The organism is Azospirillum doebereinerae, from assembly GCF_003989665.1.
GTDB classification, from domain to species: Bacteria; Pseudomonadota; Alphaproteobacteria; order Azospirillales; family Azospirillaceae; genus Azospirillum; species Azospirillum doebereinerae.
Genome location: NZ_RZIJ01000036.1, coordinates 1 through 16,379, shown reverse-complemented (window position 1 = coordinate 16,379; position 16,379 = coordinate 1). Strand labels below are relative to the sequence as shown.

12 protein-coding genes and 1 pseudogene are annotated in these 16,379 nt (G+C 69.5%); 10 read left to right on the top strand and 3 right to left on the bottom strand.

What is annotated here, in order from left to right; genetic code table 11:
* Window positions 1-213 precede the first annotated feature (213 nt).
* The gene (locus tag EJ913_RS28300) at window positions 214-2,016 is read left to right on the top strand and encodes a tetratricopeptide repeat protein (protein WP_185909980.1); all 1,803 of its coding nucleotides are present in this window, start codon (window positions 214-216) and stop codon (window positions 2,014-2,016) included.
* 68 nt (window positions 2,017-2,084) lie between these two features.
* On the opposite strand, the gene EJ913_RS33320 is transcribed toward EJ913_RS28300, so the two are convergent.
* Window positions 2,085-2,444: an IS66 family transposase zinc-finger binding domain-containing protein gene (locus EJ913_RS33320; RefSeq protein ID WP_185909979.1), complete on the bottom strand. Its 360-nt coding sequence runs from the start codon at window positions 2,442-2,444 to the stop codon at window positions 2,085-2,087.
* A gap of 482 nt (window positions 2,445-2,926) precedes the next feature.
* Between EJ913_RS33320 and EJ913_RS28290 the strand changes: the two genes are divergently transcribed.
* From EJ913_RS28290 to EJ913_RS28255, 8 genes are all read left to right on the top strand, one after another.
* Window positions 2,927-4,336 carry an ABC transporter substrate-binding protein gene (locus EJ913_RS28290; protein WP_238520302.1) on the top strand — a complete coding sequence of 470 codons (1,410 nt, stop codon included), beginning with the start codon at window positions 2,927-2,929 and terminating at the stop codon, window positions 4,334-4,336.
* Window positions 4,333-6,804, top strand: coding sequence for an ATP-binding protein (locus EJ913_RS28285; protein WP_244939530.1), 2,472 nt, complete (start codon window positions 4,333-4,335; stop codon window positions 6,802-6,804). Before EJ913_RS28290 ends, EJ913_RS28285 begins: the two co-directional genes overlap by 4 nt.
* Before the next feature lie 11 nt (window positions 6,805-6,815).
* Window positions 6,816-8,156 (top strand): sigma-54-dependent transcriptional regulator, encoded by a 1,341-nt coding sequence (locus tag EJ913_RS28280; RefSeq protein WP_127004269.1) that lies wholly within the window; start codon window positions 6,816-6,818, stop codon window positions 8,154-8,156.
* Window positions 8,157-8,321: 165 nt separating this feature from the next.
* The gene (locus EJ913_RS28275) at window positions 8,322-9,677 is read left to right on the top strand and encodes an extracellular solute-binding protein (RefSeq protein ID WP_127004267.1); all 1,356 of its coding nucleotides are present in this window, start codon (window positions 8,322-8,324) and stop codon (window positions 9,675-9,677) included.
* Window positions 9,678-9,749: 72 nt separating this feature from the next.
* Window positions 9,750-11,462 (top strand): ABC transporter permease, encoded by a 1,713-nt coding sequence (locus EJ913_RS28270; protein WP_127004265.1) that lies wholly within the window; start codon window positions 9,750-9,752, stop codon window positions 11,460-11,462.
* A gap of 14 nt (window positions 11,463-11,476) precedes the next feature.
* Window positions 11,477-12,595, top strand: a complete 1,119-nt coding sequence (locus EJ913_RS28265; protein ID WP_127004263.1) for an ABC transporter ATP-binding protein — start codon at window positions 11,477-11,479, stop codon at window positions 12,593-12,595.
* A 12-nt stretch (window positions 12,596-12,607) separates the two neighbouring features.
* Complete coding sequence (gph, locus tag EJ913_RS28260; RefSeq protein ID WP_127004261.1) at window positions 12,608-13,291, top strand: phosphoglycolate phosphatase; 684 nt, start codon at window positions 12,608-12,610, stop codon at window positions 13,289-13,291.
* Window positions 13,285-13,842: a histidine phosphatase family protein gene (locus EJ913_RS28255; RefSeq protein ID WP_127004259.1), complete on the top strand. Its 558-nt coding sequence runs from the start codon at window positions 13,285-13,287 to the stop codon at window positions 13,840-13,842. The genes gph and EJ913_RS28255 overlap by 7 nt, the downstream gene beginning before the upstream one ends.
* Window positions 13,843-14,127: 285 nt before the next feature.
* On the opposite strand, the pseudogene EJ913_RS28250 reads toward EJ913_RS28255, so the two are convergent.
* Together EJ913_RS28250 and EJ913_RS28245 are read right to left on the bottom strand one after the other, a co-directional pair.
* A pseudogene (locus tag EJ913_RS28250) lies at window positions 14,128-14,241 on the bottom strand (IS3 family transposase); the annotation flags it as partial.
* A 63-nt stretch (window positions 14,242-14,304) separates the two neighbouring features.
* Window positions 14,305-15,171 (bottom strand): helix-turn-helix transcriptional regulator, encoded by an 867-nt coding sequence (locus EJ913_RS28245; protein WP_127004257.1) that lies wholly within the window; start codon window positions 15,169-15,171, stop codon window positions 14,305-14,307.
* A gap of 95 nt (window positions 15,172-15,266) precedes the next feature.
* Between EJ913_RS28245 and EJ913_RS28240 the strand changes: the two genes are divergently transcribed.
* Window positions 15,267-16,172: an SDR family oxidoreductase gene (locus EJ913_RS28240; RefSeq protein WP_425321130.1), complete on the top strand. Its 906-nt coding sequence runs from the start codon at window positions 15,267-15,269 to the stop codon at window positions 16,170-16,172.
* Window positions 16,173-16,379 lie beyond the last annotated feature (207 nt).

Here is a 16,379-nt window from a genome sequence, read left to right as displayed (position 1 = left end):
CCGGAACCCGTACGGGTTCAACGCCGAGGTTGGCGCCGGAAAGCGCTATGTGTTCCTATAAATTTCCTGGCGCAGCAGAGAGGTAAGGATATGGGCCAACGGGCCTGCAAGCCTGAGGTCGGGAAACCCGCAGGGGTAGCGCTGCCCGACGTGAGGGCGATGCTTGCCTCCGCAGTGGCTCGGCATAAGGCGGGAGATGCTGCGGCGGGCGGTTTGTACCGGGCTGTCCTCTCGATCGAGCCGTCGCATGGCGACGTCCTCCATCTGCTCGGCGTGACGGCGCTGCAGGTCGGAGCGGCGGAGACGGCCGGCAACTGGCTGCGCCGGGCGCTGGCGGTCGACGGAACGCAGGCCTACTACCGCAACAGCTTTGGCGAGGCGCTGCGTGCGCTCGGCCAACCGGATGAGGCGCAGAAACAGTATCGCCTAGCTCTCGCGCTCCGTCCGGCATACCCGGAAGCGCTCGCCAACCTTCTCAGGCAGCCCCAGCCGGGCGACAACGCGCCGGCCCTGCTGGAACGCTTCTGCCGGCTGCGATTGGCCGGGGCGGGCGAACTCCTGGCGGTCGCCGACTCCCGCCTGCTCGCGGGGCGGCTGGCCGACGCCAACCTTGCCTATCGGGCGGCGGTCGCGCTGGAACCGATGACGGTGCAGGCCTACGTCAATCTTGGCGCGACCGCCTCCCGGAAGACGGACCATGCGCAGGCCGCCACGGCCTACCGCCGGGCTCTGCGCCTGTCCCCCGACCATCCCGGGGCCTGGAACAATCTTGCCAGCGCGGTGTGGGAACTGAACGACGGGCCCGGCGCCACCGGCTTCTGCCGCCGCTCCATGGCGCTCAAGCCGGACCATCCCGATCCCTACGCCAACCTTGGTTACATCCAACGGTCGCAGGCCCAGAACGGTGACGACTTTGCCGAGGCGGCGACACTGTGCCGGCGGGCCCTGCGGCTCAACCCGTCGCATGTTTCCGCGCTGAACAATCTGGGCATCGTCAACCTCGACCTCGGCCGGCTGGACGAGGCGGAACGCCTGTTCCGTCGCACGCTGGAAGCCGAACCGAAGCATCCCGATGCGCGCTTCAATCTGTCGCTGGCCCTGCTAAAGGCCGGCCGCCTCAAAGAGGGCTGGGATTTTTACGAAGCCCGCTGGGAGACGGGTCAGCTCCCGGTGGTGAACGCGCAGTTGCGGGCTTGGCGGGGGGAGCCGCTGAACGGCGCCACCATCCTGCTGCACGCCGAGCAGGGGCACGGCGATACCCTGCATTTCGTCCGCTACGCTCCGCTGGTCGCGGCGCAGGGCGGGCGCGTGGTGCTGGCGGTCCAGCCGGCGCTGAAACGGCTGGTCGCCGGCATGCCCGGCGTGGCGGCGGTCTACGCGCTGACCGAGGCATTCCCGGCGCCGGACTTCCACTGTCCGCTGCTGAGTCTGCCCCGGCTGCTCGGCACCGAGCTGGACACGATTCCCAGCGGCATTCCCTATCTCCACCCGCCGGCTGCGGCTGTCGGCAAATGGCTGGGCCAACCCCTGCCGGGCGCCGGGCTCCGGGTCGGGCTGGTGTGGTCGGGAGATCCCCGCCCAAGCCTGCTGCGCGCGAACCTGACCGACCGGCGGCGCAGCATGACCCTGCGCGACCTGGCGCCGCTGGCCGAGGTCCCGAATCTGCGCTTCGTGAGCTTGCAGATGGGCGGGCCGGCGGCACAGCTCGCCGATCCGCCGGCGGGGATGGACATCCATGACCCGATGGGGGCCGTCACCGATTTTGCGGACACGGCGGCGCTGGTCCTGCGGCTGGATCTCGTGATCACCGTGGACACCTCGGTCGCCCACCTCGTCGGAGCGCTGGGCAAGCCGGTCTGGGTTCTATCGCGCTATGACGGCTGCTGGCGTTGGCTTCAGGACCGCGACGACACGCCCTGGTACCCGACGATGCGGCTTTTCCGGCAGACCGTGTCGGGCGACTGGACCACCGTGGGACGGCGTGTTGCGGACGCCCTGCACAAGCTGGTTGGATGATTGTCTCGTTTGCGGATGGCCGGATGAATTCACCGTCCTGTATAAGCCTTATTCCGTAAGCGGTGTTTTCAGGTCACGGCGGGTTCCGTCTGCCTGACATAGACCCGGGGCAGGAGTTCATCAAGCTTGGTGATCGGGTGGCCGGCGACGAGCTTGGTCAGCACGTCGGCGAACCAAGCCTGCGCATCAATGCCGTTGAGGCGGGCCGGCGCCGGGGCATGCACGACGCCCTCCTCGCACTGGCGACAGGCGTACTTGGGCCGGCGGGTCACCAGCACCCGGAAGCGGGCCGGGACGGGGTCGAGGCGCTGCGAGATACTCTCGCCGATGAGATGCGGCGCGGCGCCGCAACACGGGTAGGTCTTGTCGGAGACATCGATGAAAATCTTTTCGCGTGGCAACTCGACCGACAGATTGCCGGGGTTCACCCGACGCTGTGGCGCTGAAGGGGCCGGCTTGGTCGCAGCGGAACTGGCGGGGTGAACCGGTATCCGAACTCCACACGAGCCTACACAACTCCACACGAGCCTACACTTTGACTGCGCCCGCTGGGATATCCTCGAATCAAGGCACCACCGAGCACTGCCGAGCGGAAACAGCGGTGTCTGTAAGCGAGGCCATTACCAACCTTTTCATCGGGCCTCATGCTGCCGATCCAGGAATCACGACCTCCACCAACCGCAAGGATCGTTGGTTGCGTGTCCCCCGAAACCACGCTATCGATCGCCCCAATATCCAAATCCACGCTGACGTGTGACGGCCTTCCCAGTTGTTCGCAGGTCCAGATCAGGCTTCGGCATCCGTCCGCCCATCGACTCTGGACAGCAGGCGCCGAGTGTGGGGAGTGTGTCCGCTCGAGAATCGCTGTCGGTGGAATGGCATGGGCGGTCGACGCGGGGTTGCGGAAAACATGAGGTCTGGCATCCGGCAAAGCGACGGGTGGCTGCGCGGAGTGATGGTCGCTTTGGCGGTGCTGCTGCCCGCGACCGCGGCCACCGGTCAGGAGACGCCCGCCGTCGTCACCGTGCTCACCTCCTTTCCGGCCAGCTTCTACGAGCCGGTGCGGGAGGCGTTCGAGCAGGCGCATCCCGACCGGCGCCTCCGCGTCGTCAACACCAAGACCACCGCAGCCATCACCCAATTGCAGGATCGTGCGGGAGAGGAGGTCGACGTCTTCTGGGCGTCCGCTCCCGACGCCTTCGAGGTGTTGAAGGCGGCAGGGCTGTTGGCGCCCGTCGCGTCGCGGCCGACCGGCGCTCCGGCGACCATCGGCAACCAGCCGATCGACGATCCGGACGGGTCCTACCTCGGCTTCGCGCTGTCGGGCTACGGGCTGGTCTGGGACCAGCCCTATCTCGACCGCCATGGGCTCGCCGCTCCGCGTGGCTGGGAGGATCTGCGCCGGCCCGGCTATGCCCGCCACCTGGGCATCACGGCACCGTCGCGCTCCGGCACCATGCATCTGATGGTGGAGACGGTGCTGCAACTCCATGGCTGGGAGCGCGGCTGGGCGACGTGGCTGGAAATCGCCGGCAACCTCGCCACGGTGACGGCGCGCAGCTACGGCGTGGTGGAGGGGGTCGCCAAGGGCCGCTTCGGCATCGGGCTGGCCATCGACTTTCTGGGGCAAGGAGCAGGCCAGGGCACGGAGCCGGGGGAGAGGGTGCCGGACATCGGCGGCCTGCGTTTCGCCTATCCGGCGGACAGCGTGTTCCTGCCGGCCAGCGTGGCGATCCTGCGTGGCGCTCCCAACCCGGCGGGGGCCGGAGTCTTCGTCGATTTCCTGCTGTCGCCGGCCGGGCAGGCGCTGATGCTGCGTCCCGATATCGGGCGCCTGCCGGTGAGGCCCGACGCCTACGCCGCGGCCCCTGCCGGCTACCCCAACCCCTACGCGCGGGAAACCGGCAACGACCGCTTCCTCTTCGACCGCGCCCTGTCCAGCCGCCGCTACGAGTTGGTCAACCTTTTGTTCGACGAGCTGATCACCTTCCGGTTGAAGACCCTCAACCGCGTCTGGCAACTGATCCATGAGGGTGAAAGCCGGCTGGCCACGCTTCCCGACCCGGTGGCGCGCGACCTGCTGCGCGATGCCCGCGCGGCGGCCACCGCAGTTCCAGTCGACGCCGTCCAGGCCATCGACCCGACCTTCTCCGCGGCGTTGCGCCGGTCGGCGCGCGGCATGCCGATCTCGGCCCGCCAGGGGGAGCTGGAGGCCGAATGGCGGGCCTTCTCCAAGGCCCGCCTGGACACGGCGCTGTCGGCGGCCGAACGCGCGCTGGTGATCCTGCGCGTTGCGGCCGGCGAGGGGGGCTGGCCGTGAGCGTCCTGGCGGCACCGGCCGCGCCGGATGGCGGAGCGGTGCGTTTCGGCATCCGGGTCCGCCTGTTCCTCGCCTTCGTCGCGGTGGCCGTGCTTTCGGTGGTGGCCTGCGCGCTCGGCTGGCTTTCCTATGACCGGCTGGGTGGCACGCTGGACGAGTTCGCGGAGAGTCATCTGCCGGCCCTCGGCCTCGCCGCCAGGTTGGCGGAGGAGGGTGGCGCCATCATCGCCACCGCCCCCATTCTGGCCGGCAGCCGGACCGAGGCCGAGATGGACGCGATCCGCGACGCGCTCGGGCGCCGCCTGACCGCTCTGCGGGCGCTGACGGACGGCATCGGCGGCGGCGTTTCCGACCTGCGCCCGGTGGTGGACGCGCTCGGCCGCAACCTGTCGGAGTTGGACGGTACGGTGCGCCACCGGCTGGCGCTCGCCCGCCGCAACCAGGAGGTCATCGAGCGGCTGCGCTGGCTGCACGCCGATTTCCTCGACGAGATCGATCCGCTGGTCGCCGACGCGCGCTTCAACATCCAGAGCGCGCTGGCCACGGTCGAGAGCGGAAGACCATCCGCCGGTGCCGTCCGCACCCTGCGCGAGGAGAACCGGCGCAGCGAGGCGGTGCTGCAGATCGGCGCCAACGGCAACCTCGCGGTCGGGCTGATCGCGCGGGCGGCGACGCTCGCCACCGCCGAGACGCTGGACGACAACGCCGGCTTCCTCGACGAGACCGCCGACCGGCTGCAACGCGACCTCGCGGCGCTGGCCGACTGGGCTGACGGCGTGTCGCTGGGGCAACTGGTGGTCCAGCTTCTCGATCTCGCGCGCGGGCCCGACGGCAGCGTGCCGGCGCTACGCCGGGAGGAGCTGGAGACCGCCGCGCGCGGGCAGGCCCTGCTGGCCGAGAACCGCGACATCGTCGCCCGGCTGAACGGGCTGATCGCCCGGCAGGTCCAGGCGGTGGAGAGCGATTCCAGAGCCGCCGCCGCCCGCTCCGCCCAGGCCATCGCCTTCGGCCGCTCCGCCCTGCTGGCCAGCGCGGTGGTCAGCCTGCTGGTGGCGGTGCTGGTGGCGTGGCTCTACGTCAACCGCAACCTGATCTCCCGCCTGACCCGGCTGGGCGACGCCGCCCGCGCCATCGCCGCCGGGGATCTCAAGGCCGACATTCCGCTGGGCGGCCGCGACGAGCTGTCGGAGATGGCGGCGGCGCTGCTGGTCTTCCGCGACACCGCCGTCGCGGTGGAAGAGGCGAACGCCCAGGCGATCATCGACAACGCCCAGGCCGGGCTGGCGATCACCGATGGGGAGGGCGTGATCGAGTTCGTCAACCCGCTCGCGGCCGCCCTGATCGCGCCGCCGCCCGGCGGCCGGGCCGGGGAGGGCGGAGGCGTTCCCCGCCTCGCCGACCGGCTGGACGCGGAAGGCGCGGCCCGTGTCGCGGCTTTCTTCGCCCAGTCGTCCGCCGGTTCCGAAGGCGTCATCCCCGCCCTGTCCATCCTCGCCACCGGACGGCGTCCGGACGGCGGGGCGGTGCCGGTGCAGGTCGGCGTCCGCCCCTTCTGGCACCGCCAGCAACAGCGCTACATCGTCACCCTGACCGACATGACCGAACGGCTGGAAGCCGAGCACATCCTGGAACGCACGGTGCGCGAGCGCACCACCGACCTCCAGGCCACCAACGACAGGCTGGAACAGGCCATCGCCGAGCACCAGCGCACCGAGCGCGACCTGCGCGAGGCGCAGGCGGAGCTGGTGCAGGCCGGCAAGCTGGCGGCGCTGGGCCAGCTCGCCGCCGGGGTCGGGCACGAGCTGAACCAGCCGCTCGCCGCCATACGCTCCTACGCCCACAACGGCCGCAAGCTGATCGGGCTGGGCCGGGTGGAGGAGGCCGAGGGCAATCTGGGCAAGATCGCCGACCTGACGGCGCGCATGGCCAACATCACCAACCACCTGAAGCGCTTCGCGCGGCGTCCCGACTCCCGCCTGGGCGCGGTGGAACTGGGGCCGGTGGTCCAGGGCGCCCTCTCCCTGTTCGGCAACCGCCTGCGCGAGGAGGCGGTCGGGGTCGAGCTGGCGCTGCCCGACGCCGACGCCGAGTCCGGCGCCCCCCTGCGGGTCCGCGCCGAGGAGGTGCGGCTGGAGCAGGTGCTGGTCAACCTGCTGAGCAACGCGCTGGACGCGGTGGCCGGCGCGCCGGTCCGCCGCATCCTCATCCGCGCCGAGATGGTGGAGAAAGGGGACGGGGAGGAGGGCGACGCCGTCCGCATCGAGGTGCGCGACAGCGGCCCCGGCATCGCCGCCGAGCCGGTCGGGCAGATCTTCGATCCCTTCTTCACGACCAAGCCGGTGGGGACGGGGCTGGGGCTCGGCCTGTCGATCTCGTACAACATCGTCCGCGACTTCGGCGGCGTGCTGTCGGTGGCCGAGAGCGGCCCCGGCGGAACCGCCTTCGTCCTCACCTTGAACCGCGCCTGAAAGCTCCGCCCATGACCGTCCTGCTGATCGACGACGATCCGGAAGTGCTCGATTCCAGCCGCCAGACGCTGGAGCTGGAGGGCTTCGCGGTGCAGGCGGTGACGGAACCCGAGGCCGGGCTGGCCCGGCTCGGCACGGCTTGGCCCGGCGTGGTGGTGACCGACGTGCGCATGCCGGGGATGGACGGCTTCGCCCTGCTGGAGCGGGTGCGCGCCGTGGACGCGGAGGTGCCGGTGGTGCTGGTCACCGGGCACGGCGACATCGCCATGGCGATGCGCGCGGTCCGCGAGGGCGCCTACGACTTCATCGAGAAGCCGGCCGAGCCCGACCATCTGGTCGAGGTGGTGCGGCGCGCGCTCGCCCATCGCGGGCTGGTGCTGGAGAACCGGCGCCTGCGGACCCAGTTGGCCGGGGGCGGGGCGGAGGGGCGGATCATCGGGCGGTCCCCGGTGGTGGAGCGTCTGCGGGCCAGCGTGGCGAACCTCGCCGACGCCGAGGTGGACATCCTGCTGTTCGGCGAGACCGGTACAGGAAAGGAACTGGTTGCGCGCAGCCTGCACGAGGGCGGCCGGCGGCGCACCGGCAACTTCGTGGCGCTGAACTGCGGCGCCATGCCCGACACGATCATCGAGAGCGAGCTGTTCGGCCACGAGCCGGGCGCCTTTACGGGCGCGCAAGGACGCCGCATCGGCAAGCTGGAATACGCCGCCGGCGGCACCCTGTTCCTCGACGAGATCGAGAGCATGCCGATGCATCTCCAGGTCAAGCTGCTGCGCGTGCTGCAGGAGCGGGTGATCGAGCGCATCGGCGCCAACCGGACCATCCCGCTGGATCTGCGGGTGGTGGCGGCGACCAAGGTGGATCTGCTGCGGCTGGCGGCGGAGGGGAGGTTCCGCGAGGATCTCTATTACCGCCTCAACGTCGTCACCGTCCCGCTGCCCCCCTTGCGGGAGCGGCGCGAGGACGTGCCGCTGCTGTTCCGCCACTTCCTCGACGCCGCCGTCGCCCGCTCGCGCCGGACGGCCCCGCCGCTCGACGCCGCCACGCTCGCCCGCCTCGCCGCGCATGGCTGGCCCGGAAACGTCCGCGAGCTGCGCAACGTCGCCGAGCGGGTGGCGCTGGGGCTGGGCGACGGTCTCGCCCCCGTGGCGGGCGCGGTCGTGGCAACGGCGGAGATCGAGCCGCTGGCCGGCCAGCTCGACCGCGTCGAGAAGCAGCTGATCGAGGACGCGCTCGCCCGCTGCGGCGGCCGGGTCGGCGAGACGGCGGAGCGGCTGGGGATCACCCGCAAGACCCTGTACCTGAAGATGCGCCACCACGGCCTGAACCGGGACGATTTCGCGGACGAGTGAAAAGACCGGGCGCGGAAGTGTTCCCCGCGTTACCCAGCCGCAGGAGCCGATGTTCCCGTCCTGACCCATCGATGACGTCCGAAGCCTGACCGCGCAAGGGCTGACCGTCTGGCACGCCGATTGCTGAATGGGCGAGCATAAGACATCGAGGGGAGGACAACACCGATGCTTCGCACCACGCGCACCCTGCGCAACGCCGCCGCCGCCCTGGCCGTCCTGCTGCTGTCCGGCACCGCCGCCTTCGCGGAGGACCCCAGCGGCAAGCTGGTCATCGTCACCTCCTTTCCCAAGGACATGACGACCGCCTTCCAGCAGGCCTTCCAGAAGGCCAACCCCAAGGTCACGGTCGAGATCCTGAACCGCAACACCAACGCGGGCGTGAAGTATCTCCAGGAAACCGCGTCGAACAACGGCACCGACCTGTTCTGGGCCTCGGCCCCCGACGCCTTCGAGGTGCTGAAGGGCGCCGGGCTTCTTCAGCCCTACAAGCCGCAGGTCAAGGGCATCCCGGACATCGTCGGCGCCTATCCGGTCAACGATCCGGGCGGCTTCTACGCCGGCTTCGCCGCCTCGGGCTACGGCATCATGTGGAACACCCGCTACATGAAGGCCAACAACCTGCCGATTCCCAAGGAATGGGCCGATCTCGCCAAGCCGGTCTATTACGACCACGTCGCGATCTCCGCCCCGTCGCGCTCCGGCACGACGCATCTCACCATCGAGACGATCCTCCAGGGCGAGGGCTGGGAGAAGGGCTGGCGCACCAACAAGGAGTTGGCCGGCAACTACCGCACCATCACCGAACGCAGCTTCGGCGTGCCGGACGGGGTGAATTCGGGCGCCTTCGGCATCGGAATCGTCATCGACTTCTTCGCGCTGTCGTCGCAGGCGTCGGGCTTCCCGGTGGAGTTCGCCTACCCCACCATCACCACCATCGTGCCGGCCAACGTCGCCGTCGTGAAGAACGCCCCCAACAAGGCCGCCGCCGAGGGCTTCGTCGACTTCCTGCTGTCGCCCAAGGGGCAGGAGGTCCTGCTGGAGCCGGCGATCCGCCGCCTGCCGGTCAACCCGGTCACCTACGAGAAGGCGCCCGCCGGCTACCCCAACCCGTTCAAGGACACCTCGCTGGGCGCCCAGGTGAGCTTCGACGTGAACCTGTCGCAGGCCCGCTACAACGTGGTGGACGCGCTGTTCGACCAGCTCGTCACCTTCCAGCTCGACGATTTGAAGGCGGCGACCCAGGCCATCCACAAGGCCGACGCGGCGCTCGCCAAGAAGCCGAACGACAAGGCCAAGGCCCTGCTGGGCGAGGCGCGCGACCTCGTCGCCGCCATGCCGGTCACGGCGGAGCAGGCCGCCGATCCGCAGCTGGCCGGCGCCTTCACGGTGGAGCGCAAGTCGGCCACCGACGCCGTTCCGGAGCGTCAGGCGCAGGTCGAGCAGAAATGGGCCGCCTTCGCCAAGGAAAACTACGCCGCCGCCCGCAGGAAGGCCGACGAGGCGGCGGCTCTGGTGCGCTGACGCTGGTGCGTCAAGCCTCGGGGGGCGCCTTCGGGCGTCCCCTCTTTTCTCCCCCAGCTCACGGGCCTTTCCATGACGTCACTTGCGCTCACGCGCGACCGCATCGCGCGCGTGCGGCCGGGGCCGGCGCTGGCCGCGCTGCTGATCGCCGCCTTCCTGCTGCTGTTCCTGGTCGTTCCGGTGGTCCAGGTCATCTTCGTCGCCTTCCAGGACAAGACGACCGGAGCCTTCACCCTGGTGAACTTCGCCGACTTCTTCCGCAACGACCTGTTCATGCGGTCCTTCGCCAATTCCTTCTACGTCTCGGCGATGTCGGTGGTGGTGGCGAGCCTGCTGGCCCTGCCGCTCGCCTACCTGACCATGCGCTTCGAGTTCCGCGGCGCGGTGCTGATCCAGAGCCTGGGCATCATCCCGCTGATCATGCCGCCCTTCATCGGCGCGGTGGCGATGCAGCTGCTGTTCGGGCGCAACGGCTCGGTCAATCTGCTGCTGCGGGATCATTTCGGCGTTTCGATCCCCTTCATGGAGGGGCTGAACGGCGTCATCTTCGTCCAGAGCATCCACTACTTCCCCTTCATCCTCATCAACCTGTCGGCCAGCTTGAAGAACATCGACCGGGCGATGGAGGAATCGGCGCAGAATCTCGGTTGTCACGGCTTCCGCCTGTTCCGCCGCATCGTCTTCCCGCTGGCGATGCCGGGCTACGTCGCCGGCGCCTCGCTGGTCTTCATCAAGGTGTTCGACGACCTCGGCACGCCGCTGCTGCTCAACGTCAACGACATGCTGGCGCCGCAGGCCTACCTGCGCATCTCCTCGATCGGCATCGCCGACCCGATGGGCTACGTCATCTCCGTCGTGCTGATCGCCTGCTCGCTGCTGGCGCTGTGGGTGTCGGCGCTGGCGATGCGCGGCAAGGACTACGCCACCGTGCAGCGCGGCGGCGGCGGTCTGGCCAAGCGGCGCTTGAAGCCGCTGGAGCTGGTGGCGGCCTACGCGGTGGTGCTGCTGATCCTGGTGCTGGTGCTGGCGCCGCATGTCGGGCTGGGGCTGCTGTCCTTCGCCACCATCTGGTCGTTCAGCCCGGTTCCCGACGCCTTCACGCTGAAGCACTACCAGACCGTCTTCACCGAGAGCGGGCAGTACATCACCAACACGCTGCTCTACGCCTCGCTGGCGGCGCTGCTCGACGTGGTGATCGGCACGGCCATCGCCTATCTGGTGCTGCGCACCAAGCTGCCGGGCCGGCAATGGCTGGACTACATCGCGATGGCGGCGCTGGCGGTGCCGGGCGTCGTGCTGGGCATCGGCTACCTGCGCAGCTTCTACGGCGTGCCGATGCCCTTCACCGGGCAGCCCTTGTCGAACTTCTGGCTGATCCTGGTCTTCGCGCTGGCGATCCGCCGGCTGCCCTACGCGTTGCGCGCCTGCACCGCCGCCTTGCAGCAGGTCAGCTCCTCGCTGGAGGAGGCGGCCGAGAATCTGGGCGCCACCAAGCTGCGGACGGTCGGGCGCATCGTCGTGCCGCTGATGTCGGGCGGCATCCTGGCCGGCTTCGTCACCAGCTTCGCCACCGCGGCGGTGGAACTGTCGGCGACCATCATGCTGGTGCATTCGCAGAGCGACGCGCCGCTGGCCTACGGCCTCTACGTCTACATGCAGTCGGCGGCCGGGCGCGGTCCGGGCGCGGCGCTGGGCGTCTTCGCCGTCGTCATCGTCGGGCTGGGCACCTACCTGTCGCACGTCGTCATCGAGCGCGGCCGCCGCGAACGCGGCCAGGATCATTGAGGGAAACCATCGTCATGAACCACCAGTTTTCCCCGGCCGCGCTCGCCGCCCAGATCCAGAGCGTCGGCGTCGACATCGAGGGCGTCAACCTGTCCTACGGCAGCAACCATGTCCTGAAGGACGTGAACCTTGCCATCAAGCCGGGCGAGTTCTTCGCCTTCCTCGGCCCGTCCGGCTGCGGCAAGACCACGCTGCTGCGGCTGATCGCCGGCTTCAACACCGCCCAGCGCGGCGAGGTCCGCATCGGCGGCCGCGACATCTCCGTCCTGCCGCCGCACCGGCGCGACGTCGGCATGGTGTTCCAGAGCTACGCCCTGTGGCCGCACATGACCGTGCGCCGCAACGTCGCCTTCGGGCTGGAGGAGCGCCGCGTTCCCCGCGCCGAGATCGAGCGGCGGGTGGACGCCGCGCTCGACCTCGTCGGGCTGAGGCATCTGGCCGACCGCCGGCCGTCGCAGCTCTCGGGCGGGCAGCAGCAGCGCGTCGCGCTGGCCCGCACCATCGTCATCGAGCCGAAGGTGCTGCTGCTCGACGAGCCGCTGTCGAACCTCGACGCCAAGCTGCGCGTGCAGATGCGCCAGGAGTTGCTGAGTCTCCAGCGCAAGCTCGGCCTGACCACCATCTTCGTCACCCACGACCAGGAGGAGGCCAACACCATCTGCGACCGCATCGCGGTGATGGAGGACGGGAAGGTGCAGCAGGTCGGCACCCCGCAGGATCTCTACGACCACCCGGCCAACCTGTTCGTCGCCGGCTTCCTCGGCACCGCCAACGTGCTGGACGGCGCGGTGCGGGATGATGGGGCCGGAAGACGTGTCTTCGTCGGCAGCGGGGTCACGCCGGTGGCGCTGCCGCCGTCCGCCGGGGCGGATGCCGCCGGCAAGCTGATGTTCCGCCCGCAGAACCTGATCATCCGTCCGGACGGCGGACCGCCGGCCCCCGGCCACGCCCGGCTCACGGGGACCATCCGCCACCGGGAGTTCCTCGGCGCCTCCATCCGCTACGCGGTGGACGTCGGCGGGCAATTGGTGCAGGTGGACGCGCCGCATCAGGCGGGCGATGCTCTGCTCGCGCCCGATGCCCCGATCGTCCTCGACCTCGCGGCCGACAAGGCCCGTCTCCTCCGTCCTTAAGGTGCCGTCACCGTGACCGACTCCGTGAACCGCCGTCCCATCCGCGCCGTCGCCTTCGACCTCGACGGCACGCTGGTGGACAGCGCCGCCGACCTGATGCACGCCTCCAACGCCCTGCTCGCCGAACTGGGGCGGCCGCCGGTCGATCTGCCGGCGGTGCGTTCCTTCATCGGCGACGGCGCGCCCAAGCTGGTGGAGCGCGTGCTGGCCGCCACCGGCGGGATTCCGGCCGCCGACGAGGCCGCCCGCTGCCTCCAGCGCTTCCTGGCGATCTACGAGGCCGACCCCAGCGCCCACAGCGCGCTCTACCCCGGCGTCGCCGAGACGCTGGGCGGGCTGGCGGAGGCCGGGCTGCGGCTCGGCGTCTGCACCAACAAGCCGATGGGGGCGACGCTGCGGCTGCTCGATGACCTGGGCATCGCCGGCCGCTTCGCCGCCGTGGTCGGCGGCGACAGCTACCCGACCCGCAAGCCCTCGCCGGAACCGGTGCTGGGCCTGCTGGAGCGGCTGGAGGTCGATCCCGGCGAGACGGTCTTCGTCGGCGACAACGAGCACGATGTGGCCGCCGCCCGCGCGGCCGGGGTGGCGCGGGTCCTGCTGGTGCCCTACGGCTACGCCCGCGTGCCGCTCGATGGCCTTCCGCACGACGGCATCCTTGCCGGCTTCGCTGACCTGCCAGGGCGGCTGTCATGCTGAGCGTGGTGATCTTCTGCCGCCATGGCGAGACGGAGAGCAACCTCGGCGGCTGGCTCGCCGGGTCGCGGGACGTGTCGCTGACCGACCGGGGCCGGGCACAGGCCCGGGAGGCCGCCGCGACCCTGGTCGCCGAGGGTCGGTCGGTTTCGACGATCTACAGCAGCCCGCAGCGCCGGGCGCTGGAGACGGCGGGCATCCTGGCCGAGGCGCTGGCCGTTCCGGTCGTTCCCGTGACCGGGTTGGAGGAGCGGCGCTGGGGCGATCTCGAAGGCGGCGCCATCCCGGCGGATCTGCTGCGGGAAGAGGTGCCGAACGGTGAAAGCCTGACTGCTTTCCGCGCCCGCGTCACGACGGCGCTCGACGGGTTGCCGGCGTCCGGGGATGGCGGCGCCTCGCTGATCGTCGCGCACGCCGGAACGTGGCCGGTGCTCTGCCGGTGGATGGGCGTCGAGTCCGCGCTGCTGTGGCCGCCCAACGCGTCGCCGGTCACCCTGACGCGGGAAGGCGAGGGGCACCGTGTTCCATGGACACCTCCCGCGCCACCTCGCTGATCAGGGAGCGCAGTCGGCGATGGGCCGGATTGTGGCGATAACGGACATGCCACGCCATCCGCACCGGGAACCGGCCGAGATCGGCGGGGCGCGATTTTCAGTCTAAGTTTGCTGGTCGGGTGGCGGCAGATCAGGCACGGCGGCGTCGTGCAGCAATCCGTCACCGCGATCAGTTCCGGGATGGCCAGGAAATGCGTCACCGAAACGGCGACCTCCCGCCGCAGGGACTGCCGCTCCAGCGCTTGGAACAGGCGCGACGGACGAACCAGGGGAGCGCAGGTGCCGTTGCTCCAGGCCGGGCTTGGCGAGAGGTTGCGACATCGTCAGCTCGCCTCGGATCGCTTCCAACGCAACCTTCGCCTTGAAATTCGCCGAATGTCGCTTCCGTTTTCCTGGCATCGGGTTCGTCCTTCCTGAGGGGTGAACCAAGCTTGGCCAACGGTCCGCCAGATGGGGACCCGCTTACAACTTTTCCGACACTGCCTGACCGTTCGCCGGCTCGGCCAGGCAGTCTTGAGCGATCAAGCTCCGGATGCGGTCTTTGACCCGCCCGTCCAGCGGGTTGTAGACAAGCAGACCGAGGTCCGGGCGGCCATCGACCGCGAAGGCCGAATATTCCATCTCGAAGGTCCCGAGCAACGGATGTTGGAGGTGCTTGACCCCTTCGCCCGGCCCATACACATCGTTCTCCCTCCAGAAGGCGGCGAAATCCGGACTTGCCTCGCACAGTTCATCGACGAGGTCGGCGATCTCCTTGACGGCGCCGGCGCGCGCGGCATCGACACGGAAGGCGCCGACCAGGAAGCGCGCCATGCCTTCCCAGTTCTTCTGCTTGGCGCGGATCGCCGGGTTGCAGAAGACAAGGCGCAGAATGTTCCGCTGATCGGGCGGGAGTTTGCCGTAATCGGTCAGAACGATCGCCGCGGCGCGATTCCAGGCCACCACGTCCCAGGTCGCGGTCTTGATGAAGGCGGGACAGGCGTCGAACGCGTCCAGCAGCCGTTGCAGCCGCGGACTGACACCCTGGGCAGGCTTGTAGCGCATCTCCGGCGGCCGCCCGAGCGCGAGGATGAACAGATGCTCGCGCTCGAGATCGGTGAGCATGAGGCTGCCGGCAAGCCGGTTCAGCACGTCGGCGGATGGCGCGCCGCCGCGCCCCTGCTCCAGCCAAGTGTACCAAGCTGGGCTGATGTTGGCCCGTTGCGCCACCTCCTCCCGACGCAGTCCCGGGGTGCGCCGGCGGCCCGAGAAGCCGAAAGCCGCCGGATCGAGCCGCGTCCGGCGGTCCCGCAGGAAGGCGGCGAGCGTGTTGGCGTGGTCGGTTTGCATGGGTTCCTACGTATGGGCGATCCTGGTGATCATTATAATAGGAAAACATCACTACTTTAACAGGATAGTGCGGCGCGCCAGACTGGGGATCGGACTTGGACGAGGACATTCCCATGCGCATTTTTCTCACCGGCGCCACCGGCTTCATCGGCTCGGCCGTGCTTCCCGAACTCCTGCAGGCCGGCCATCGGGTGATCGGCCTGACCCGGTCCGAGGAGGGCGCCCGCTCGCTGGCCGCTGCGGGAGCCGAGGCGCACCGTGGCACGCTGGAGGATCCGGCGAGCGTCCGAAGCGGCGCGGAAAAGGCCGACGCCGTGATCCACACCGCGTTCGATCACGACTTCTCGCGCTTCGTCGAGAATTGCGAGAAGGACCGCCGCGTCATCGGTGCGCTCGGCGACGCGCTCAAAGGGTCGGATCGACCGTTGCTGATCACGTCGGGAACCGGCTTGGGCGGCGCCGGCCATGGCCTGCCCGCCCGTGAGGACATCTTCGACGACAGCCACCCCAATCCACGCATCGCCTCGGAGCGCGCCGGCAACGAACTGCTGGAGGCCGGCGTCAACGTTTCGGTGATGCGGCTGCCGCAGGTTCACAATACGGAGAAGCAGGGGCTGATCACGCCGCTGATCGCGATCTTCCGGCAGAAGGGCGTCGCATCCTACATTGGCGAGGGGCGCAATCGCTGGGCCGCCGGCCATGTGAGTGACGTTGCCCGTCTCTACCGCTTGGCGATCGAGAGGAATGAGCCCGGCGCGCGCTACCACGCGGTCGGCGAAGAAGGGATCGAGACGCGCGCGATCGTGGAAGCGCTGGCGCGTGGCCTGAAGATCGAGGCCATCTCGGTCCAGCAGGACAAGGCGGCCGAACATTTCGGGTGGATGGCGATGTTCGCCGGCATGGACATGCCGGCCTCAAGCGCCCGGACGCAAGCAAGGCTCGGCTGGCATCCGCAAGGTCCGGGGCTCATCGCCGACCTCGATGCGATGCGCTACGCCTGATACCGGTGCCGTTGAATTTTGGATGGCGTCCACGGCGGTGGGGGAAATTTTCCGTGCGCCTTCTCCGGATCGGTTACAGACCCCCGGAGCAGGCCGAGCTTCAGGCCGAATGAACTCGGTGTCCATCGATCTGGTTCTCCCGCACTTTGCGTGGATCAGGCTGCGAGGAGGACGCGACGGCGCAGCAAATCGAAGTTGGCGCGTCCG

Excerpts from the sequence above, each read along its gene's own strand:
- EJ913_RS28290 (WP_238520302.1), top strand. The coding sequence starts at position 2,927 with ATGAGGTCTGGCATCCGGCAAAGCGACGGGTGGCTGCGCGGAGTGATG.
- EJ913_RS28280 (WP_127004269.1), top strand. The coding sequence starts at position 6,816 with ATGACCGTCCTGCTGATCGACGACGATCCGGAAGTGCTCGATTCCAGC.
- EJ913_RS28275 (WP_127004267.1), top strand. The coding sequence starts at position 8,322 with ATGCTTCGCACCACGCGCACCCTGCGCAACGCCGCCGCCGCCCTGGCC.
- EJ913_RS28270 (WP_127004265.1), top strand. The coding sequence starts at position 9,750 with ATGACGTCACTTGCGCTCACGCGCGACCGCATCGCGCGCGTGCGGCCG.
- EJ913_RS28265 (WP_127004263.1), top strand. The coding sequence starts at position 11,477 with ATGAACCACCAGTTTTCCCCGGCCGCGCTCGCCGCCCAGATCCAGAGC.
- EJ913_RS28255 (WP_127004259.1), top strand. The coding sequence starts at position 13,285 with ATGCTGAGCGTGGTGATCTTCTGCCGCCATGGCGAGACGGAGAGCAAC.
- EJ913_RS28245 (WP_127004257.1), bottom strand. The coding sequence starts at position 15,171 with ATGCAAACCGACCACGCCAACACGCTCGCCGCCTTCCTGCGGGACCGC.